The organism is Mesorhizobium sp. L-8-10 (assembly GCF_016756635.1).
Classification (GTDB): Bacteria; Pseudomonadota; Alphaproteobacteria; order Rhizobiales; family Rhizobiaceae.
In genome coordinates, this window is record NZ_AP023263.1 from 94,693 (window position 1) to 115,046 (window position 20,354).

18 protein-coding genes are annotated in these 20,354 nt (G+C 65.8%); 8 read left to right on the forward strand and 10 right to left on the reverse strand.

All coding sequences use genetic code 11. From position 1 onward, the window contains the following. Positions 1-175: 175 nt before the first annotated feature. From deoA to JN280_RS00470, 7 genes are all read right to left on the reverse strand, one after another. Positions 176-1,495 (reverse strand): thymidine phosphorylase, encoded by a 1,320-nt coding sequence (deoA, locus tag JN280_RS00440; RefSeq protein WP_202309586.1) that lies wholly within the window; start codon positions 1,493-1,495, stop codon positions 176-178. Positions 1,496-1,569: 74 nt separating this feature from the next. Then, a complete protein-coding gene (locus tag JN280_RS00445) occupies positions 1,570-2,790 on the reverse strand; it encodes an IS4 family transposase (RefSeq protein WP_244741793.1) in 1,221 nt (406 codons plus the stop codon). A gap of 331 nt (positions 2,791-3,121) precedes the next feature. Then, entirely contained in the window at positions 3,122-3,925 is an 804-nt protein-coding gene (locus JN280_RS00450) for a purine-nucleoside phosphorylase (RefSeq protein WP_202309587.1), read from the reverse strand. Continuing rightward, positions 3,922-4,314 (reverse strand): cytidine deaminase, encoded by a 393-nt coding sequence (locus tag JN280_RS00455; protein WP_202309588.1) that lies wholly within the window; start codon positions 4,312-4,314, stop codon positions 3,922-3,924. The genes JN280_RS00450 and JN280_RS00455 overlap by 4 nt, the downstream gene beginning before the upstream one ends. Positions 4,315-4,317: 3 nt before the next feature. Next, positions 4,318-5,280 (reverse strand): ABC transporter permease, encoded by a 963-nt coding sequence (locus tag JN280_RS00460; RefSeq protein WP_202309589.1) that lies wholly within the window; start codon positions 5,278-5,280, stop codon positions 4,318-4,320. A 1-nt stretch (position 5,281) separates the two neighbouring features. Continuing rightward, positions 5,282-6,421 (reverse strand): ABC transporter permease, encoded by a 1,140-nt coding sequence (locus JN280_RS00465; protein ID WP_202309590.1) that lies wholly within the window; start codon positions 6,419-6,421, stop codon positions 5,282-5,284. After that, positions 6,418-7,950 carry an ABC transporter ATP-binding protein gene (locus tag JN280_RS00470; protein WP_202309591.1) on the reverse strand — a complete coding sequence of 511 codons (1,533 nt, stop codon included), beginning with the start codon at positions 7,948-7,950 and terminating at the stop codon, positions 6,418-6,420. Before JN280_RS00470 ends, JN280_RS00465 begins: the two co-directional genes overlap by 4 nt. 173 nt (positions 7,951-8,123) lie before the next feature. On the opposite strand from JN280_RS00470, the gene JN280_RS00475 reads away from it, so the two are divergent. Then, entirely contained in the window at positions 8,124-8,333 is a 210-nt protein-coding gene (locus tag JN280_RS00475; RefSeq protein ID WP_202309592.1) for a SlyX family protein, read from the forward strand. Positions 8,334-8,361: 28 nt separating this feature from the next. Next, positions 8,362-8,733, forward strand: a complete 372-nt coding sequence (locus JN280_RS00480) for a hypothetical protein (protein ID WP_244742740.1) — start codon at positions 8,362-8,364, stop codon at positions 8,731-8,733. A gap of 25 nt (positions 8,734-8,758) precedes the next feature. On the opposite strand, the gene JN280_RS00485 is transcribed toward JN280_RS00480, so the two are convergent. From JN280_RS00485 to JN280_RS00495, 3 genes are all read right to left on the reverse strand, one after another. Then, positions 8,759-9,958: an MFS transporter gene (locus JN280_RS00485; RefSeq protein ID WP_202309594.1), complete on the reverse strand. Its 1,200-nt coding sequence runs from the start codon at positions 9,956-9,958 to the stop codon at positions 8,759-8,761. A 139-nt stretch (positions 9,959-10,097) separates the two neighbouring features. Beyond that, on the reverse strand, positions 10,098-11,087 hold the full coding sequence (locus JN280_RS00490; RefSeq protein WP_202309595.1) for a BMP family lipoprotein: 990 nt from the start codon (positions 11,085-11,087) through the stop codon (positions 10,098-10,100). A 195-nt stretch (positions 11,088-11,282) separates the two neighbouring features. Then, positions 11,283-12,176, reverse strand: a complete 894-nt coding sequence (locus JN280_RS00495; protein WP_202309596.1) for a LysR family transcriptional regulator — start codon at positions 12,174-12,176, stop codon at positions 11,283-11,285. 116 nt (positions 12,177-12,292) lie between these two features. Between JN280_RS00495 and JN280_RS00500 the strand changes: the two genes are divergently transcribed. The 6 genes from JN280_RS00500 to JN280_RS00525 are packed head-to-tail and all read left to right on the forward strand — an operon-like array spanning position 12,293 to position 20,271. Next, a complete protein-coding gene (locus JN280_RS00500; RefSeq protein ID WP_202309597.1) occupies positions 12,293-13,348 on the forward strand; it encodes a TRAP transporter substrate-binding protein in 1,056 nt (351 codons plus the stop codon). A 2-nt stretch (positions 13,349-13,350) separates the two neighbouring features. Beyond that, positions 13,351-13,980 (forward strand): TRAP transporter small permease subunit, encoded by a 630-nt coding sequence (locus JN280_RS00505; protein WP_202309598.1) that lies wholly within the window; start codon positions 13,351-13,353, stop codon positions 13,978-13,980. Beyond that, positions 13,977-15,260, forward strand: coding sequence for a TRAP transporter large permease (locus JN280_RS00510; protein WP_202309599.1), 1,284 nt, complete (start codon positions 13,977-13,979; stop codon positions 15,258-15,260). Before JN280_RS00505 ends, JN280_RS00510 begins: the two co-directional genes overlap by 4 nt. A gap of 57 nt (positions 15,261-15,317) precedes the next feature. Next, positions 15,318-17,390, forward strand: a complete 2,073-nt coding sequence (locus tag JN280_RS00515) for a hydantoinase/oxoprolinase family protein (RefSeq protein WP_202309600.1) — start codon at positions 15,318-15,320, stop codon at positions 17,388-17,390. Next, positions 17,387-19,126: a hydantoinase B/oxoprolinase family protein gene (locus JN280_RS00520; protein WP_202309601.1), complete on the forward strand. Its 1,740-nt coding sequence runs from the start codon at positions 17,387-17,389 to the stop codon at positions 19,124-19,126. Before JN280_RS00515 ends, JN280_RS00520 begins: the two co-directional genes overlap by 4 nt. Next, complete coding sequence (locus tag JN280_RS00525) at positions 19,123-20,271, forward strand: alanine racemase (RefSeq protein WP_202309602.1); 1,149 nt, start codon at positions 19,123-19,125, stop codon at positions 20,269-20,271. Before JN280_RS00520 ends, JN280_RS00525 begins: the two co-directional genes overlap by 4 nt. The last annotated feature ends 83 nt before the right edge of the window (positions 20,272-20,354 follow it).

Sequence of the window (20,354 nt, forward strand, 5' to 3'; positions counted from 1 at the left end):
AGGTCGGAGCCTAGCTTTGCCGGCTCTGCAAATCACCACTGTGGACGATTGGCCGCTGCGCTCCTGCAGGCGCTCCCTTCTCCCCTTGTGGGAGAAGGTGGCCTCGCGCAGCGAGGTCGGATGAGGGGTAGTCGCGGACGCCGGAGAGTTGGTGCGAAAGGCCCCGTATGCGAGGCTACTCCCGCTCCGCCACCCGGCGGATCACCGCCTTCTGCGCTGGCGGCTTGTTTTGCCCGATCTCATAGGCGTCGGCGACCAGCGCGGCGGCCCGCTCCGCCTCGCCCTGCGATCGGGCATGGACGATAGCGAGCGCTTCGCCCGTCCGCACTTCCGCCCCGATGGGAAGCAGGCGCGCGACGCCCACGCTATGATCTACGGCGTCCTCGGGTTTTGTCCGGCCGCCGCCGAGCGCCACCACGGCAAGACCGATCTCACGGGTCGCCACGCCTGTCACGAAACCGCCGCGGCCTGAAGTCACCGCGAGTTCCACATTGGCTTTCCGGAGATACTTTCCCGTCTTCTCGACGAAGTCGGCTGGCCCGCCGAGATCGGAGACCATCCTGCCGAAGATCTCGGCCGCACGTCCGCCGTCGAGCGCCTGTTTCGCTCGGGCCAAGGCCTCCTTGCTGGACGACGCCAGCCCGGCAGAGCAGAGCATTTCGGCGGCGAGCGCAAGTGTCACGTCGAGCAGCCTGCGGTCGCGGGCCCGGCCGGTCAGGAAGTCGACCGCGTTCTGCACCTCGACCGCGTTGCCGGCCGCCGAGGCGAGCGGCTCGTTCATGCCTGATATCAGGGCCGTCGTCTTCAACCCGGCTCCGTTCGCCACTTCGACCAGGCTGGTCGCCAGGGCCGTCGCGTCACGCGACCGCGCCATGAAGGCGCCGTTGCCGAGCTTCACATCCAGCACCAGCGACTGCAGCCCCGCCGCGAGTTTCTTCGACAGGATCGAGGCGGTGATCAGCGGCACGGATTCCACCGTCGCCGTCACGTCGCGGATGCCGTAGAAACGCTTGTCGGCAGGCGCGAGATCGGCTGTCTGGCCGATGATGGCGCAGCCGGCGCTGAGCACGACCTTGCGGAACAAGCTGCTGTCGGGCTGGCTGACATAGCCGGGGATGGAATCCATCTTGTCCAGCGTGCCGCCGGTATGGCCGAGCCCCCGGCCGGAGATCATCGGCACATAGGCGCCGCAAGCCGCCACGATCGGCGCCAGCATCAGCGAGACATTGTCGCCGACGCCGCCGGTCGAGTGCTTGTCGGTGACGGGCCCCGGCAGGTCCGACCAGTCGAGCACCTCGCCGGAATCGCGCATGGCGAGCGTCAGGGCAACCGCCTCGTCCCGGCTCATTCCGTTGAAGAAGACGGCCATGGCGAGTGCTGCGACCTGGCCCTCGGAGATCCGTCCCGGCGCGATGCCGGCGACGAATTCAGCGATCTCCTCGGCGGAAAGCTTCAGCCCGTCACGCTTCTTGCGGATAATTTCCTGCGGCAGCATGTCAGTGTCGCACTCGCGCGGCTGCACATGCGCGGCTACCCCTGCCGGCCATCTCCCCCTCAAGGCTACGAGATTCACACATCTCGGAGGGTCCAGCCATGCTTGATTGCGTGGAATTTGGTGAGGCCTCTGAGCATGACGATGGGGCCGGGCTTTCCGTAATATCCGGTCCATCCACCGAGCCGTGCGAAGACCCAGGCAGCGAAGGCCAATGTGCCTTTGGGATGGGGGTTTTTCTGCTTCTGGGTCTTTCCCTCAAGGCTGTGGCTGACGCGTTCGAGCACCGGTTGGTCGTCGGGATCGAAGGCGTCGCTGAGCGGCCGCTCGAGCTTGCCGTCGCGCTCGGCAACGAGTTGCATCACCGTGACGGCGGCGATGAGGGTTGCTGTTACGAGCTTTTCCAGCGGCCCGCCCTCCTGCTGGCGAAGCGCCTCGATGTCAAAGCCCTTTGTCTTGGTGGTCCGAAACAGCTGCTCGATGGTCCAGCGCAGACGATAAAAGCCGATGATGCGCCGTGCATCGGCCAGATCGGTGACCTGATGTGTTGTGAGCAGCCGCCAATGCGCCGGCTCCTGGCCGTGCGGCGGATCGATTTCGCGGGCATCGACCATGCTGAGCGTGACGGTCTTCGGCAGCACCCGGGTTCCCGCCTGGGCTTTGCGGTTCCTGGGCCTTGCGATCTCGACACGGCCGAAGCGCACGCCGAGAGTGGCCGTGCGGGCCTTGCGGCCCGGAATGGCCGGCAACGCGACCGTCATCTGCCCGGCTTCGGGCCAGCTCTCTGCGGCGGCAAACAGATGGGTCTCGTCGGCCAGAAGCCGGTCCTGCGCGGCCCGTACCAGCTTCTCGACATGGTCCGGCTTGAAGGCGAAGCACTCGTAAATGTCCCCCTCGCGGTCCTCGACGACCGTCACGCAGGTCGCGCCGGCGTCCCACAGCCGGCGCGCGCTTTCGGCGCCGTCGAGCCAGCGCCGGCTGTCCTTGTCCGCGAAGTCCCGTTTGGTGCGCGTCGCCTTCACACCACCGCGGCGATCCAGAAAGAACGCATCGACAAGGCCCAACACAAAGCCGCTGGTCGCATCCGCGGCAATCAGCGGGTGCACGGACAGGCCGATGCCTTTTTCGTCCACCCGAACAGACGTCGTGTCCTGGATCGCCAGCACATGACGGCCACCAACTTGCAAGCACGTGCGGGCCGAGGCCGTCTCCAGCATCGCGCCGACCGTCACCTTCGGGTTGTGCAGAAAGCGCGTGATCCGCATCTCGCCGGAGCGGCCGCCGCCCAGCGCGCGCACGCTGCTCCCCCAGCCACCCGCCGACACCAGCCGCTCATGCAAAAAAACCCCGCATCTTTCAGGCGAGCGTCTCCGAACTCCCCAAAACCAAGGTCCATCTGCCTCTCCATCAGCCGAATCACAGCAACAGGGAGTCAGACTTTCGCCGACACCGCAACTCGCCCCCCACGATGTGTGAATGTCGTAGCCCTCAAGGGGGGAGATTGGGAGCTTCGACGGCATCGACTGTTCTGCCGCGTCGCAGATTGGCGAAAACGCCGATGCAGTCCGATCTCCCCCCTTGAGGGGGAGATGGCCGGCAGGCCAGAGGGGGGTGAGGGGGGCCACGTCGTCAGTCCAGCATGCCGTCGGCGAACATCCGGCGCAGCACCGTCGCCAGCCGGGCGCCGCCGAGCGGGGCCACGTCCTTGGTCTCCTGATGCGACAGCTCCGCCCCGGTCATGCCGGCGGCGAGATTGGTGATGACCGAGCAGGCGGCGACCCTCAGCCCCAGGAAGCGGGCGAGGATCACCTCCGGCACGGTCGACATGCCGACGGCGTTGGCGCCCAGGACCCGCGCCATGCGGATCTCCGCCGGCGTCTCGAAGGACGGCCCGGAGAACCACATATAGACGCCCTTGTGCAACCTGGTGCCGGTCGCTTCGGCCGCCTTCTCGAAGGCGGCGCGGATGTCCTTGTCATAGGCCTCGGTCATGCCGACGAAACGCCGGTCGGTCGGCTCGCCGAACAGCGGGTTCGAGCCGGAGAAGTTTATGTGGTCGGTCAGGAGCATGATCGAACCCGGAGGCATGTCCGGATCGACCGAGCCGGCCGCGTTGGTGAGCAGCAGCTTCTCTATTCCGATGCCCTGGAGCACCTCCAGCGCCGGCCGCATGGCCGCGGCATTGGCATGCTCGTAATAATGCGCGCGCCCGGCAAGCATCAGGATCGGCCGGCCTGCGAAATGTCCGGCGACCACCGTGCCGGCATGGCCGGTGACCCCGCTCGCAGGGAAGCCGGGCAGATCCGAATAGGGAATGCGCACGGCGCCTTCCACCTCGTCGACCAGCCCGCCCAGGCCGGAGCCGAGCACCAGGGCCGTGGTCTGCGCGAGGCCGTCGAGCCTTTCGACCAGCCTGTCGACCGCTTCCTTCATTTCAGCACCTCGCCTTGGAAGCCATAGGGCAGCATCGCGCCAATTGTGACGGTCTCGACAATGCCGGTCTCGTCGCACAGATGGAGCTTGGTGTCGGCATCAGCGAACTCTGCGAGCCGCTGCCGGCAGCCGCCGCAGGGCGTGATCCGCGCCATGCGCTCCGCGACGACGGCGATCTCGGTGATCCGGCCGCCGCCGCCCATCACATAATGGCCGAGCGCGGTGGTCTCGGCGCACCAGCCTTCGGGGTAGGAGGCGACCTCGATGTTGCAGCCGGCATAGATGCGACCGTCCTCGGTGCGCAGCGCAGCCCCCACGGGGAACTTGGAATAAGGCGCATAGGCCTTGGCCATGGCGGCCGTGGCCGCCTCGAAGAGGTCGTGCGACATTGATCAGCGTTCCTTCACATAGGGCACGCCGCCGGCCCGCGGCGGGATCGCCTTGCCGATGAAGCCTGCGAGCAGGACGACGGTCAGGATGAAAGGCAGCGCGTTGATCAACTGCACCGGCACCTTGCCGATGCCAGGCCAGGGCATGCCCTGAAAGCGGATCGACGCGGCCTCGAGGAAGCCGAACAGCAGGCAGGCGAACATCGCCGGCACCGGCCGCCACTTGGCGAAGATCAGGGCTGCGAGCGCGATGAAACCCTTGCCCGCCGTCATGTCCTTCACAAAGCCGGCATTCTGCGCGACCGAGAGATAGGCGCCGGCGAGACCGGTCAGGATGCCGGTGCAGATGACAGCGCGATAACGCAGCCAGGTGACCGATATGCCTGCCGTGTCGACGGCCGCCGGGTTCTCGCCGACGGCGCGCAGCCTCAGGCCGAAACGGGTGCGGAACAGCGCCCACCAGGTGAAAGGCACCATCAGGAAGGCAACATAGACCGGGATCGAATGGCCCGAGATCAGCTCGGAATAGATCGTGCCGATGACAGGCACACCCGAAAGGGCCTCCGCTCCCGGCAAAGTGATGGCCTCGAAGCGGGCCGGACCGCTGAGCGCCGGCGTACGGCCGCCCTGCCGGAACCAGGCCTGGCCCAGGATGATGGTCGAACCGGCGGCGATGAAGTTGATTGCCACGCCCGATACGATCTGGTTTCCGCGATGGGTGATGGAGGCGAAGCCGTGGACCAGCGCCAGCCCGACCGCGACGGCGACCGCCGCCAGAAGGCCGATCCAGGCTGAACCGGAAACGGCTGCTGCCGCGGCGCCCGCAAAGGCGCCTGCCAGCATCTTGCCTTCGAGGCCGATGTCGAAGACACCCGAGCGTTCCGAATAGAGACCGGCAAGGCAGGCGAGCAGCAGGGGCACGGAGACACGGATCGTCGCGTCGATGAGTTGGACCAGAACATCCATGTCAGACGCCCTCCCCCTTGACGGCCGCCACCCCGACGGAGCGCGGACTGAACGAGGCGAAGATCGTCTGGACGGCCGGACGGAACATGTGCTCCAGCGCGCCGGCGAAGAGGATCACCAGGCCCTGGATGATAACGATCATGTCGCGGCTGATGTTGGGCATCTCGAAGGCGAGTTCGGCGCCGCCCTGGTAGAGCATGCCGAACAGGATCGCGGCCGGCACGATGCCGACCGGATGGGAGCGTCCCATCAGCGCCACGGCGATGCCGACGAAACCGGCGCCTGCGACGAAGTCCAGCGCCATGCGATGCTGGTCGCCCATGATCGGGTTGAGCGCCATCATGCCGGCAAGCGCGCCGGAGATCATCATGGTGACGATGATGATCTTCGCTTCGCCGATGCCGGCGTAGCGCGCCGCCTTGGGGCTGAAGCCGAAAGTACGGATCTCGTAGCCGAGCCTGGTGCGCCAGATCAACGCCCAGACGAAGACCGCCATGACGAGCGCCAGCAGGAAGGAGATGTTGAGCGGGGCCGAGCGCACCGACATGCCCATTGCCTCAAGCAGCCAGTTCATCTTGGGAAGCTGGCCGCCGGGAAGGAGATCGCGCGTCTGCGGGGCCATCGAGCCGAGCGGCTTCAGCACGTCGACCAGCATGTAGACCATCACGCTGGCGGCAATGAAATTGAACATGATGGTGGTGATAACGATGTGCGACCCCCGCTTGGCTTGGAGCACGGCCGGAATGAAGGCCCACAGCGCGCCGGTGGCGGCCGCGCCTAATATCCCCAGCGGGAAGGTCAGCCACCAGGGCAAGACCGAATCCAGCGACAGCGCCACCAGCGCCACGCCCAGGCCGCTGATATAGGCCTGGCCCTCGCCGCCGATGTTGAACAGACCGGCATGGAAGGCGACGGCGACGGCGAGGCCGGTGAAGATGAAGTTGGTCGCGTAATAAAGCGTATAAGCGATGTTCTGGCCGCTGCCGAAGGCGCCTTCGAACAGGATGCCCGCGGCGCGCAGCGGATTCTCTCCGACCAGCAGCACGACCAGCCCCGCGACAAGGAAAGCCACGGCGAGATTGATGAGCGGGATCAGCCCGTAGTCGGCCCAGGCCGGCAGCTTGGAGAAGGGGGTGCTCATTCCGCGGCCTCCCGATGCTCGACGCCGGCCATCAGCAGTCCGAGTTCGCCTTCGGTGGCGTCCGGTCCACGCTCGCCGACGATGCGGCCGTCGAACATGACCAGGATGCGATCGGAGAGCGAGCGTATCTCGTCGAGTTCGACCGACACCAGCAGCACGGCCTTGCCGCGGTCGCGCATGGCGATCAGGCGCTTGTGGATGAACTCGATGGCGCCGACATCGACGCCGCGCGTCGGCTGACCGACGATGAGCACGCCCGGATCCTGCTCCATCTCGCGGGCAAGCACGATCTTCTGCTGGTTGCCGCCTGAGAAATTGGCGGTCTTCAGCCGCGGATTGCCCGGCCGGATGTCGTATTTCTCGATCTTGTCCTTGGCGTCCTGCAGGATCGCCTCGGCATTGAGGAACGGCCCCTTCAGATATTTGGGATCGTCATGATAGCCCAGGATCGAGTTCTCCTGTTCGTCGAAGGCGAGCACCAGCCCGACATGATGGCGGTCTTCCGGCACATGTGCGAGGCCGCGATCGCGCAGGTCGCCGGGATCGGCATTGCCGGTCACGTCGATCGGCTTGCCGTCGAGGAGCACGGACCCGGACACCGCCCTGCGGATGCCCGAGATCGCCTCGATCAGCTCGGACTGGCCGTTGCCGGCAACGCCGGCAATGCCGACGATCTCGCCGCCCCTGATGTCGAAGGAGACGTCCTTGACCATCGTGACGCCGCGCGAATCCTTGACTGTCAGATCCTTGACCGCGAGCTTGACCCCGCCCGGCTTCGCTTCACCCTTCTCGACACGCAGCAGCACACGGCGCCCGACCATCAGCTCGGCCAGTTCCTCGACGGTGGTCTCGGCTGTCCGGCGGGTGGCGACCATGGTGCCCTGGCGCATGACCGACACATTGTCGGTGATCGCCATGATCTCGCGCAGCTTGTGGGTGATCAGCACCACCGTTTTACCCTGTTCCTTCAACTGCTGAAGGATGCGGAACAGATGGTCCGCCTCGGCGGGCGTCAGAACCCCGGTCGGTTCGTCGAGAATGAGGATCTCGGCGCCGCGATAAAGCGCCTTCAGGATCTCGACGCGCTGCTGCAGGCCGACCGGAAGTTCCTCGATGATGGCGTCCGGATCGACCTCGAGACCGTATTCCTTCTCCAGCCGATTCAGTTCCGAACGCGCCTTGCCGATCGACTTGTTGAGCAGCGGCTCGCCTTCGGCGCCCAGGATGACGTTTTCCAGCACGGTGAAATTCTGCACCAGCATGAAATGCTGATGCACCATTCCGATGCCCACCGCGATCGCGTCGTTCGGCGTCCGGATGGCCGTCGGCTTGCCGTCCACTTTGATCTCGCCGCTGTCGGCCTGGTAGAAGCCGTAGAGGATCGACATCAATGTCGACTTGCCCGCGCCGTTCTCGCCGATGATGCCGTGGATGGTGCCGCGAGGAATCTCCAGATGGATATCCCGGTTGGCATGCACCGTCCCAAAACTCTTGTTGATGCCGATAAGCTCGATCGCAGCTTCAGCCATGCGATGGCTCCGCCTTCCCATTTTTTATCATTTGGTCAAACGCCCTATCATGCCGCCTTCCCCTTGCCAATCGGCGCGGCCTTTTTCCAACACTCTCGACAAATACGCTCCTGCTTGTCAATTTCGAAGCCGCGACAGGCAGGATTTATTTGGCCGGCATTCGGAGTACTCCCATGACAATGCCTGCGGACCGTCTGACGACGCTGGAAATCAGGATCGCCGAGCAGGAAAATACCATCGAGGAACTGTCAGGGCAGATCGCCGAACAGTGGAAGGTGATCGAGCGGCAGCAGAAGAAGCTGGACGCCCTGACGCACCGGTTTCTCGCGCTCGAAGAGCAGACCGCGCCCGCCCACGAGGCGACGAAACCTCCGCATTGGTGACGGCGGCGTGCCGCGCGAAGCCGATCAGATGAGGCGGGCCGGCAATTATGTGCTCGGCCTCATGGATGATATCGAGCGGGCCCGCGCGGAACGCGATCTCGAGATCGATGCGGATTTCCGCGGCGCGGTTCTGCGCGTGGCCGAGCGGATGCGCCTGCTCGACCTGAGGCCCGATACCGCCTCCGCCGATGCCTGGCGGGCGATCTCGGCGCGGATCGCGGAAATGCCGCAGATGCGCGGCCGGCCCTCACCTGCTGTCGGCCCATCGCAGGGCGCCGGGCCGGATGGGCGCGGCCTTCATTCGGTTTCCGGCCCTCGTGGACGGCTCATCGCCATAGGGCTCGTCGCAGCCTGCGCCGTGGGCTATGCAGCAGGCGTGGCGACGGGCAGATTCTGGTAGGCTTGCCCCGATCGTCACACCGAAATCAGACGGCAAGGCCGCGCTCCGACCTCCTCGTCAGCAGCGGCACAAGGCAGAGCGCGCCCACGACGCCCGACCCCGCCAGGAACCAGCCGAAGCCGTCCCAGCCCTGCCCGTCGATGACATGGCCGGCAAGCGGCGGACCGAAGACCGTGGCGATGCCGCCCGTCTGCGCGATCAGGCCGATCGCCACGGAAGCCGAACCGCCACGCGGCACGATGAAGGGAACGCTGGCGAACAAAGCCGACGCCGTGACGCCGCCGGCGAGCGCGACGGCCACGGCCGCGGCGGTGGCCAGCGTCGCGTCCTGGCTCCCGAACGCGGGAAAGGCGGCGACGGCCGTCGCGGCGAAGCCGGCCAAGGCAAGGGTAGCGGCAAAGCGCGCGTCGCTGCCGCGCACCAGCACCGTCGTCGCGAGGTTTCCGAGCGGCACCAGCAGCGCCACCGTGCCGGCCGAAAGCGCGATCGCCGAATTGCCGCTGCCGACAAAGGCCGGCATGAAGGAGAAGAAGCCGACCGACAGGATGACGTAGACGCCGAAGGCGAGCGCCACCAGGACGACGTCGATGTTCAGCGTGGCCGCGAAGGAACCACGGGCGGGCCCGGTCGCCGGCTTCGCATCCAGATCCGGAAAGTCGGGGACGCGCGCCAGCAGCGTCGCCGAGACCACGGCCAGCAGGGCAAAGAGCATGGCGGCCGCCAGCAGGTAGATCTGCGGGCCGGCGGCGGGAAGCACCCATCCGGCGAGGAAGTCGGCCAGGGCGAAACCGACCGGCACGAAGCCGCCCCATACGGCAAGGACCGGCGCACGCCATTCGGGCGGCGCCACCGCGGCGGCGATCGCGGGAATGGCGATGACGAGGACCAGATAGCCCGCCCCTTCGAGCACGCGCGCGGCAAGGATCGCCTCCGGCGACGTGAACAGCGCGAGCGCGACACCCCCCAGCGCGAGCAGGATGGAGGCGCCGACGAATGTCCGCCTCATGCCCAGGAACTCGATCGCCCAGCCCGCCGGCAGCGCCACCAACGCGACGAAGATGCCGATTGTCGAGGTCAGCCAGCCGATCAGCACGAGCGAGAAGCCGCTCTCGGTCCTGTACCAGTCGACCAGCGGCGCGATCTTGCCGAACTGCGTGCCAGCCAGTATCCCGGCGAGCATCAGCACGGTGATCGCGACGAGGCGCAGCGGTCTGTCCCGGTTCATGAATTTTCCCTGAGGGCCGTCGATCCATGGATGAGGCGGCGCCTCTTGCGGCGGCCGAAGCGCACGGACGGCATCGTTTGCAGGCGTACAACGAAACCGCCGGCCCGAAGGCCGGCGGTTCGCGGGTCATTCGACTGGATCAGTACGGGCAGTTGTTGTCCGACATGTAGTCGTGCACGGTGATCGTGCCGGCGATGATGTCGTTCTTCGCCTTTTCGGCCGCTGCCTTCATGTCGGCAGAGACGAGGTCCTTGTTGTTGTCGTCCATGGCGTAGTCGACGCCGCCTTCCTTGAGGCCGAGATTGTTGAAGCCTGCGGTGAAGGCGTCATTCTTGGCGTCGCTGAAGGCGTTGTAGACCGCGACGTCGACACGCTTCACCATCGAGGTCAGCACCTTGCCGGGCTGCAGGCCGTTCTGGTTGGAATCGACGCCGATGCCGAGCTTGCCGGCATCGGCCGCTGCCTGGAGCACGCCCACTCCCGTGCCGCCGGCGGCGGCGTAGATGACGTCGGCGCCCTGGTCCATCTGCGACTTGGCGATCTCGCCGCCCTTGGTCGGGTCGTTCCACGCGGCCGGCGTGTCGCCGGTCATGTTGTAGATGACGTCGGTCGCGCCGGCGGCCTTGGCGCCGCCCACGTAACCGCAGCCGAACTTGCGGATCAGCGGAATGTCCATGCCGCCGATGAAGCCGACCTTCTTGCTCTGCGAAGCGAGCGCGGCGAGCACGCCGACCACATAGGAGCCTTCCTGCTCCTTGAACACGACCGAGCGCACGTTCGGCTTGTCCACGACCATGTCGATGATGGCGAACTTGGTGTCCGGGAACTCGGCGGCGACCTTCTCAAGTGCCGCAGCCCAGGAGAAGCCGGCCATCACGATCGGGTTGTTGCCGTCCTCGGCGAATTTGCGCAGCGCCTGCTCGCGTTGGGCGTCGTTCTGGATCTCGAAATCGCGGTACTCGATTCCGGTTTCGGTCTTGAACTTCTCGGCACCGTTGAAGGCAGCCTCGTTGAAGGATTTGTCGAACTTGCCGCCGAGATCGTAGATGATCGCCGGCTTGATGTCCGCGGCGAAAGCCGAGGCGGACATTGCTGTTGCGGCCAGAAGGCCGAGAACGATACGCTTCATGTGATCCACACCCTGTCGGTTGTCATCCGTTGACGCCGCCCGCGCCTGCCTCGATCCCCGGCCGGCCCGGCAGCCATGGCGGGAGTTTCCTCCTCCCGCTCATCACGCCAATGTTGCATGGCGCAGAACAAAATTCACGCGGAATTTTGACCCTTTGGAAAATGGCTGGCCGGTCCGGGCAGAGCAGAAATGCGGCTAGCGCAGCGCCTTCAACTCGCGAAACGTATCGGCCACAAACCGTGCTATGAACTCGGTGTCTCCCGACCACGTCTCGTCGAGCGCGGCGAGCGACAGGGTCCGCCGCGCAATGGAGGGACTCGCCTCGAACCGGTGGATCCGGTCGGCAATGTCGGACCTTATGATTGCCGGCGTCATCACCGCGAAACCCAATCCCGAGGCGACCAGTTCACTCGTCACTGAGAGCGAATTGCAGCCGCTCATCGATTTCGGCGTGCAGTGGGCGGTTTCGAACCACTCCCGTATCGTCCTGCCGATGGTCGACGTCTCGGGCTGCGTGAAGATCGCCTCGTCGACGAGGTCGCCAGGCGTCAGCATCCGTCCGACCAGCGGATGAGATGCAGGGCCGAGCCACGCCAGATCGACCTCGCCCAGCGGCCGTACGGTAATGCCCTCGGAGGCGACCGCGTCGGTGGTGATAGCAACATCGAGCTGCCGTTCGGCCAATTGTTTCAGGAGCACCGCGCCGACATCGACTTTCAGCTCTATGCGCAGCGACGGTCGCGTGGCGTTCAATTCGCGGATGAGCCTCGGCAGCGCCAGATGCGCCACCGTCTCGACCACACCGAGCCGCAGCAAGCCCCGGAGTTTTCCGGCGGTCGTTTCGTCGTGGATCTCGCGCGCCAGAGCCAGCATCTGCTCGGCCTGGCGCTGGATCGCCTTTCCGGCCTCGGTGAGACGGGCACGTCCGCTGCTGCGGTCGAACAGGACACAACCCAGGTCGCGCTCAAGCTCGCGAATTCGTCCTGATATGGACGGTTGGGTGATGCAAAGCTGGCGCGCGGCGGCATGAAAGGAGCCCAGCCTGGCAATCCAGTAGAAGGATTCGATCTGAGCGAGGGTCAGACGCATGATAGGCAGAGACTATCATCGATGGTCGCGAAATCAATTAGAAGCAATCACTCTTCTTGTGTAGCTTCATTCCCAGCCGCTGTCCGGCAGCGGCGTCCAGCAGGGGAGACACGACAATGAGAAAGCTACGCACGACACTCTTGTCGCTGGCATTCGCCGCCGCGGCGATGGGAGCGGCCCATGGGGAGGAATTGCAGGAACTTCGCCTGAAAGTGATCGGCGGCTGGAGCAACGTCACCATGACGACGGTGGTAGAGCAGCCGTTCTGGCAGCGCACGCTGCCGGAGATTTCAGGCGGCAGAATCACGGCCGATTTCAACAGCCTCGATACGCTCGGCCTCAAGGGCGACGAGACACTGCGACTGCTCAAGCTGAAGATCGCCGACATCGTCACCGGCCCGGTCAGCTTCGTCGCAGGCGATTTCAAGCTTTATGACGGGCTCGATCTTTCAGGCGCGATCCTCGACCTCGGCTCCATGCGCAAGGCGGTCGACGCCTACCGCCCTGTCATCGACAAGAACATGCAGGAGAACTTCAATGCCCATCTCCTGATGATGTGGCCGTCGCCGCCGCAGGTGCTCTTCTGCAAGGGCGAGATCAAGGGCGTCGCCGACCTGGCGGGCAAGAAGATCCGAACCTTCAACCAGACGCTTTCGGACTTCGTGGAGGCGGTCGGCGGCACGCCGGTCAATCTTTCCTTCGCCGAGGTGGTGCCCGCGCTGCAGAACGGCACCGCCGATTGCGGGGTAACCGGCACCGGCCCCGGCAACTCCGCAAAATGGTGGGAAGTGACCGACCATCTCTTTCCGCTGGTGCTCGGCTGGTCGCCCTATTTCAGCGCCGTCAACCTCGACAGCTGGAACCAGCTCGACGAGCCTACCAGGAACTTCCTCACCGACGCCTTCGCCAAGCTGGAGGACGAGATGTGGGCCCATGTCGGAGCAGCAGCGACGGAAGGCATCAACTGCAACACAGGCGTCGGCGAATGCAAGACCGGCATCAAGGCCGATATGAAGCTGGTCGACGTGTCGGACGCGGACAAGGCGCTGCTGGCAGGCATGGTGACCGAGACGATCCTGCCGCGCTGGGCGAGCCGGTGCGGCGAGGCCTGCGTGGCCGAATGGAACGGCACGGTGGGCAAGGCGCTCGGTTTCGAGGCCGGGGCAAAGTGACCATGGCGGCGCGCGAACCGCAGACCCGGCCCAGCCCGCTTCGTGGATTGCGCGCCGTATCACGATTTGTCCTGCTTGCCGGCGGGCTTCTCCTGGTTGCAGCGACGGTCCTGATCATCGTGGAGATCGTCATGCGCCAGTTCTTCCACCGAACGCTCGGCGGCGTCGACGAACTGGCCGGCTTCGCACTGGCCGTCGGGACCGCGTGGAGCTTCGGCTCGGTGCTCCTCGACAAGGCCCATGTGCGCATAGACACGCTCTACTCCCGCTTCGGCGAGCGCGGCCGGGCCATATCGGACGTGATCGCGCTCTCCGGGACCGTGCTGTTCGTTGCCACGCTGGTCTATTTCTCGACCGACGTTCTGGCCAGCAGCCTGCGCTTCGGCGCGACGTCGCAGAGTTCGCTCGCCATTCCGAAATCGGTGCCGCAAGCTTTGTGGCTCGGCGGTCTCGTCTGGTTCCTGCTGGTCGCGGTGGTGCTTCTGGCTTCGTGCCTGTCGGCCCTCCTGCGGGGGGACTGGCGGCAGGTCGGGTTGCTCGCCGGCGCGCCGGAGCTCGAACAGGAGTTGCAGGCCGAGCTCGCTGACAGGAAACAGCGCATGACGGAAGAGCCCGGAGGGCTGCTCCTATGATCGCCTTCGCAATCGGCGCGATGGTCCTGCTGCTGGCGCTGGGGCTGCCGATCGCGGTCGGCCTCGGACTGGTCGGCATGGGCCTCTCCGAATTCTTCAGCCCGCTGCCCCTCACACGGGCAATCGGTGAAGTAGCCTGGAGCTCGTCGACCGGCTTCCTGATGGTCAGCATCCCGCTGTTCGTGCTGCTCGGCGAGGTGCTGCTGCGTTCCGGCATCGCCGACCGCATGTATGCGGCGGTGGCGGCATGGTTCTCCTGGCTGCCGGGCGGCCTCATGCACGCGAATATCGGGTCCTGCGCCCTGTTTGCCTCGATGTGCGGATCCAGCGTCGCCACGGCGGCCACGGTCGGCACGACGGCGATGCCGCAGATGGGCAAATACGACTACAATCCGCCGCTCTTCCTGGGAACGTTGGCCGCCGGCGGCACGCTCGGCATCCTGATCCCGCCGTCGATCAACCTCATCGTCTACGGGCTGATCACGAACACGTCGATCCCGAAGCTCTATCTGGCGGGCATCGTCCCCGGCCTGCTTCTTGCGGCGATGTTCATGGGCGTGGTCGCACTCGCCTGCACGGCCTGGCCGAGCCTGGGCGGGCAAAGGGTGGCCGTCACGTGGAACGAGCGGCTCGCGCTTCTGGCGGAATTCCTGCCGCCCGTCTTCATCTTCGGGGTGGTCATCGGCTCGATCTATCTTGGCTGGGCAACCGCCACCGAATCGGCGGCTCTTGGCGTCGCCGCCGCAGTCATTCTGACGATGGCGCGCGGCCGCTTCACGATCGCCATGTTCATGACGGCGGTGGAGAACACGATGAAGACCACCGGCATGATCATGCTGATCGTGCTCGCGGCATTCTTCCTCAACTTCGTGATGACCGCCGTCGGGCTTACGACGGCCATCGTGAACCTGGTCACCGCCTATGATCTGCCGCCGCTCGGCCTGATGCTGGCGGTCATTGTCTTCTATCTCATCCTCGGCGCCTTCATGGACGAGATGGCGATGATGATCTCCACCGTGCCGATCATCGCGCCCGTGGTCTTCGCGGCCGGCTTCGACGGTGTCTGGTTCGGGGTGGCTCTGGTGGTCCTCATGCAGGCGGGGATGATCCTGCCGCCGGTCGGCATCAATCTCTTCGTCATCCAGGGGATCCGCCGCAACGGACGCATCGGCGAGATCGCCACCGGCTCGATGCCCTTCGTGCTCTCGATGCTGTTGCTGCTCGCCCTGCTCGTCGCATTCCCGGGAATCGCGCTTTTCCTGCCGGCTGCCTTGAACTGACGAGACCCGTCCTACGGGCCGGCGCTGCGTCCGTGTATCCGAAAGAAGCTGAAAGAAATGAACGACAAAGCATACCGCATCGGCATCGACATCGGCGGGACCTTCACCGACATCGCGCTGGTAGACGAAGCCGGCACCGTCGAGATCAGGAAGGTCGCGTCGACGCCCGACGACTACAGCCGGGGCATCGCCTCCGGTCTGAGCGTGCTCATGCGCGATCTGGGCATCGACCCGAAGGCGATCACCGGCATCGTTCACGCGACCACGGTCGCGACCAACACCATCCTCGAATTCAAGGGCGCCCTCACCGGCCTGGTCACGACGGCGGGCTTTCGCGATGTGCTCGAACTCAGGCGGCTGCGGATTCCGGTCCTTTACGACCTGCAGTACGACAAGCCGCCACCTCTGGTGCCGCGGCGGCTGCGACTGGAAGTGCGCGAGCGGCTCGGTCCCGACGGCACGATCCGCTTGCCGCTGAACGAGGAAGACGTCTTGCGCGCCGCCGACACCTTCCGGAAAGAGGGTGTCGAGGCCGTCGCGATCAGCTACCTCCATGCCTATGTCAACGCCGCGCACGAAGTGCGGACCGAAGAGATCCTGCGCGATGCGCTGGGCCCCGGCATCTATATCTGCCGAGGCTCGGAGATCCTGCCTGAGATCCGCGAGTTCGAACGCAGCTCGACGGCGGTGGTAAACGCCTATGTCGGCCCCGTGATCGGCAATTATGCCGATGCCCTGGCAGGCAGGCTGGCCGGGATAGGGATCGAGGCGCCGATCGAGATGATGCATTCCGGCGGCGGCATCATGCGGCTCGCGGCCTCGGTGAAGCGCGCGGCCTCGCTGGTGGAGTCCGGGCCCGCGGCCGGCGTCATAGCCTGCGCGCGCCTGGTGCGCGGCGAGCGCCGAGCGGCCAACATCATCTCCTTCGACATGGGCGGCACCACCGCAAAGGCGGCGCTTATCGAGAATGGCGAAGCGGCGCGTACCGACGAATACGAGGTCGGCGCCGGTATCAATCTTTCCAGCAAGCTGGTCAAAGGAGGAGGCTATCCCATCAAGATGCCGTTCATCGACGTGTCGGAGATCGGCGCCGGAGGCGGCAGCCTGGTGGCGCTGGACAGGCTCGGCCGCGTCACCGTCGGCCCCGAAAGCGCCGGCGCCATGCCAGGTCCGGTCTGCTACGGCCGTGGCGGCATGCGGGCGACCCTGACCGACGTCTTCGTCACGCTCGGCTACATCAACGACACGACGCTGGCCGGCGGCTCGATCGACGTCGATGCGGAAGCTGGCAGGCGGGCACTGCGAAGCCAGGTCGCCGAGCCGCTCGGTCAGGACCTCATCGGCACGGCGCGAGGGGTCCTGACGCTCGCCGTCTCCACCATGACGCGTGCGGTGAAGGCGGTGTCCACCTATCGCGGCCGCGATCCGCGCGATTTCACACTCGTCGCATTCGGCGGCAACGGACCTGTCGTCGCCGCCGACATCGCCTCTGCGCTGGGCATAGGCCGGATCGTGGTGCCGGTGGCTGCCGGGGTGTTCTCGGGCTTCGGCCTGTTGCGGTCCGACGTCGAGCAGGAGTTCGTACAGCCGGTCCTGGCCGATGCGGCGGAGCTTTCACCGGAATCGCTGTCGGTGTTGAGGAACGAACTCTACGCCCGCGCGGCGGCAGCGCTCGTCGCCGAAGGTTACGACACGGCAACAGCGGATTTCCGCTTCAGCGCCGATCTGCGCTACTTCGGCCAGGCCTATGAGCTCAACGTCATGGACGAAGCGGACGGCGCCCCCGAAGCGCTGGTGGAAGGGTTCCATCGCGAGCACGAGCGAACCTACGGCCACCGCTCCAGCGGCGACCCGGTGCAATTGGTCAATGGGCGACTGTCGGTGCGCGTGCCGATGGCCTCGAAGATCGGACGCTTTGCGGCGACCCCAGCCTTCCCACGCCGCGACCGGCAGGTCGCATTCGGCATAGAGCCGCTCATGACGCCGGTCATCGGGCGCGCCTCCTTGGACGGCACCCCGCGGCAGGGCCCCTTCATCGTCGAGGACTATGATTGCACCTGCGTGGTGCCGCCACACGCGGCAGCAAGGCTCGATGCAGCCGGCAATATCGAGATCGAGGTCGGACAATGAGCAGCGTCGATCCGATCACGCTCGAAGTCATCCGCAACGGCCTGGCTTCGGTCGCCGACGAGATGGCCCTCATCATCATGCGCAGCGCCTACTCGCCCGTCGTGCGCGACATCATGGACTATTCGACAGGGCTCTGCGACCCGCAGGGACGCATCATCGCCCAAGGGCTGACCTTGCCGATCCAGCTCTGCTCGTTTCCCCGCGTCATGCATTTCCTGAAGGAGCGCTTCGCCGACGACCTGGCCCCCGGCGACATCTTCATCACCAACGACCCCTACGGCTCGGGCGGACAGCATCTCCCAGACATCTACGTGCTGAAGCCGATCTTCTTCGGTGCCGCACTCGCCGGTTATGCGACGACGGTGGCGCACCACACAGATGTCGGCGGCATCGTGCCAGGGAGCGTCGCCATATACGCGACCGAGATCCAGCAGGAAGGCCTGCGCATTCCGCTCATGAAGCTGTACGAAGGCGGCCGCCCCAACAGGACGCTGCTCGACCTGATCGAATCGAACACGCGCCAGCCGGTCGAGGTACTGGGCGACCTCCGCGCCCAGATCGCCGCCTGCACGACGGCGGAGAAAGGGCTGCTCGCTCTCGTGGAACGCTACGGCACCGAAAGCTTTGCCGCATATGTAGCGGCGCTTCACGACCAGGCGGAAGCGATGATGCGCGAGACGATCCGTGAACTGCCAAACGGGATCTATGTCGGCGAAGACTTCCTCGACGGGCTCGGCGAGAATCCCGAACCGATCCGTATCCGCGCCACCGTCACCATAGCCGACGACACGATCGACATCGATTTCACGGGCACGTCGGAGCAGATGGCGGCGAGCATCAACTGCCCGATCTCGCTGCCGGAGTCAGCGGCATTCACCGCAATCCGCTGCGTGTCGCGCCGCGACATTCCCAATTGCGACGGTTACCTCAGGCCGATCACCGTGCGGGCACCGGAACGCTGCCTGCTCAACCCGGTCTTCCCCGCGGCCTGTGGAGCCCGCGGCGTCGTCGGCTACCGCGTGTTCGACACGATCATGCAGGCGCTGGCCAAGGCCGTGCCGGAGCGTGCGATCGGAGGGTCGGAGGGGGGGCCGTTCCTGATGGCTGCCGGCGGCACCTGGCAGGGCAGGCAATTCGTGCTCAACGAGATGATGGTCGGCACATGGGGCGCGCGCGCGCAGCGCGACGGCCTGGAGGGCGTTTCCAATCCGGCGGCCAACATCTCCAACCAGCCGATCGAAATGATCGAAGCGGAGATGCCGGTGGAAGTGGTGCGTTATGGGCTCGTGCCGGATTCGGGCGGTCCCGGCCAGAATCGCGGCGGGCTCGCCTTCGTGCGCGAGTTCCGTTTTCACCAGGATACCGTCGTGAACCTGCGCGGCGACCGGCGGGATCATCCGCCCTTCGGCATCGACGGCGGCCAGCCAGGCGCTCCCTCGGCCCACATTATCCTTGCGCCCGATGGCGCAAGGCGCATGCTTCCGACGATGCCGATGCAGGCTTTTTCGGTCAAGGCGGGGGACGTGTTCCGCCTGGTCGGGGCCGGGGGAGGCGGATTCGGCGCCGCGTTCGAGCGTGAGCCGGCGCGGGTGCTGGCCGACGTGATCGAGGACAAGGTGACCGTGGAGGGCGCGGCCCGCGACTATGGCGTCGTCATCGATCGATCCACGCTGAGCGTCGACATCGCGGCCACAAATGCCTTGCGCGCCGCAGCCGTAAGCGGAGATGCGCGATGAAGAGCGGGGTCGCTGCCCTCAATGCCCCGCTCGTCGGGTCTGCGGGAAGCCGCTCGTTGCTGGAGACGCCCGCGCTGCTGCTGGATGCCACCGCCTTCGAGGCGAACATACGCATCCTGGCAGATCTGGCCGCGGCCAACGGGCTCGGCCTGCGTCCGCACGCCAAGACCCACAAATGTGCCGGCATCGCCCAGCGACAGATGGCGGCAGGGGCGCTCGGCATCGCCTGCGCCAAGCCGGGCGAATTGCTCGCTTTGTTCGACGCTGATGTCAACAAACTGATGTTGACGGCTCCGGTCGCGAGCCGGCTCAAGATCGACCGCCTTGCGGCGGCCGCGGCGCGAGGGGCCGACCTCACGGTGGTCGTCGACCGAGTGGAACTGGTCGCCGCCTATGGCGCGGCCGCGCGGGAAGCGGGCGGGCGGATCGCGGTGCTGGTCGACTGCGACACCGGGCTGGGCAGGACCGGCGTGGCCGAACCGGAAGCGGCGGTCGCGCTGGCGCGAGCCATCCGCTCCGAGGACTGTCTGGTCTATGCCGGCATTCAGGCCTATGCCGGTCACGTGCAGCATGTCTTCGGCCTTGAGGAACGTCGCGTGGCCAATCGTGCGGCCAATGAGCGATTGAAGACCATCATCACGGCACTTCGGGCGGCCGGTCTTGCACCCGCCGTCGTCAGCGGCGGCGGCACCGGCAGCCACCTGCTGGACTTCGAAGACAAGCTGCTGACCGAGGTGCAGGCAGGCTCCTATGTGTTCATGGACGAAGCCTATCGACCCGTGGACCTGCATGGGACCGGCGCGGACATATTCGAATTCGCCCTGCTCGTCGCTGTGACGGTGATCGGCCATAGCGCCAGCGGCGAGGCGATCACCGATGGCGGCACAAAGAGCTTCGCCGTGGACGGCCCGCCGCCGCGGGCTTTTCTCGACGGCAGGGAATTGGGGCTGATCCTTTGGGCCGGCGACGAGTTCGGCCGGCTGAAGACGCATCCCGGGATTGCCCCGCCTCCTGCGGGAACGCGCATCGAATGCACGGTGCCGCATTGCGACCCTACGGTCAATTTGCACGACGCAATCCACCTGGTGCGCGGCGATGCGCTGGAGGCGATCTGGCCGATAGAAGGTCGAGGGCGTTCGGACTAGTGCCTCTGCACAAAGGAAATGACAGGTTGGATTGAACCTTCTTTGGTGCGTCCTTCGAGGCTCGCTGCGCTCGCACCTCAGGA

Excerpts from the sequence above, each read along its gene's own strand:
- JN280_RS00480 (WP_244742740.1), top strand. The coding sequence starts at position 8,362 with ATGAGGCGGGCCGGCAATTATGTGCTCGGCCTCATGGATGATATCGAG.
- JN280_RS00460 (WP_202309589.1), bottom strand. The coding sequence starts at position 5,280 with ATGGATGTTCTGGTCCAACTCATCGACGCGACGATCCGTGTCTCCGTG.
- JN280_RS00515 (WP_202309600.1), top strand. The coding sequence starts at position 15,318 with ATGAACGACAAAGCATACCGCATCGGCATCGACATCGGCGGGACCTTC.
- JN280_RS00465 (WP_202309590.1), bottom strand. The coding sequence starts at position 6,421 with ATGAGCACCCCCTTCTCCAAGCTGCCGGCCTGGGCCGACTACGGGCTG.
- JN280_RS00450 (WP_202309587.1), bottom strand. The coding sequence starts at position 3,925 with ATGAAGGAAGCGGTCGACAGGCTGGTCGAAAGGCTCGACGGCCTCGCG.
- JN280_RS00520 (WP_202309601.1), top strand. The coding sequence starts at position 17,387 with ATGAGCAGCGTCGATCCGATCACGCTCGAAGTCATCCGCAACGGCCTG.
- JN280_RS00475 (WP_202309592.1), top strand. The coding sequence starts at position 8,124 with ATGACAATGCCTGCGGACCGTCTGACGACGCTGGAAATCAGGATCGCC.
- JN280_RS00485 (WP_202309594.1), bottom strand. The coding sequence starts at position 9,958 with ATGAACCGGGACAGACCGCTGCGCCTCGTCGCGATCACCGTGCTGATG.
- JN280_RS00455 (WP_202309588.1), bottom strand. The coding sequence starts at position 4,314 with ATGTCGCACGACCTCTTCGAGGCGGCCACGGCCGCCATGGCCAAGGCC.
- JN280_RS00510 (WP_202309599.1), top strand. The coding sequence starts at position 13,977 with ATGATCGCCTTCGCAATCGGCGCGATGGTCCTGCTGCTGGCGCTGGGG.
- JN280_RS00505 (WP_202309598.1), top strand. The coding sequence starts at position 13,351 with ATGGCGGCGCGCGAACCGCAGACCCGGCCCAGCCCGCTTCGTGGATTG.
- JN280_RS00525 (WP_202309602.1), top strand. The coding sequence starts at position 19,123 with ATGAAGAGCGGGGTCGCTGCCCTCAATGCCCCGCTCGTCGGGTCTGCG.
- JN280_RS00495 (WP_202309596.1), bottom strand. The coding sequence starts at position 12,176 with ATGCGTCTGACCCTCGCTCAGATCGAATCCTTCTACTGGATTGCCAGG.
- JN280_RS00490 (WP_202309595.1), bottom strand. The coding sequence starts at position 11,087 with ATGAAGCGTATCGTTCTCGGCCTTCTGGCCGCAACAGCAATGTCCGCC.
- deoA (WP_202309586.1), bottom strand. The coding sequence starts at position 1,495 with ATGCTGCCGCAGGAAATTATCCGCAAGAAGCGTGACGGGCTGAAGCTT.
- JN280_RS00470 (WP_202309591.1), bottom strand. The coding sequence starts at position 7,950 with ATGGCTGAAGCTGCGATCGAGCTTATCGGCATCAACAAGAGTTTTGGG.
- JN280_RS00500 (WP_202309597.1), top strand. The coding sequence starts at position 12,293 with ATGAGAAAGCTACGCACGACACTCTTGTCGCTGGCATTCGCCGCCGCG.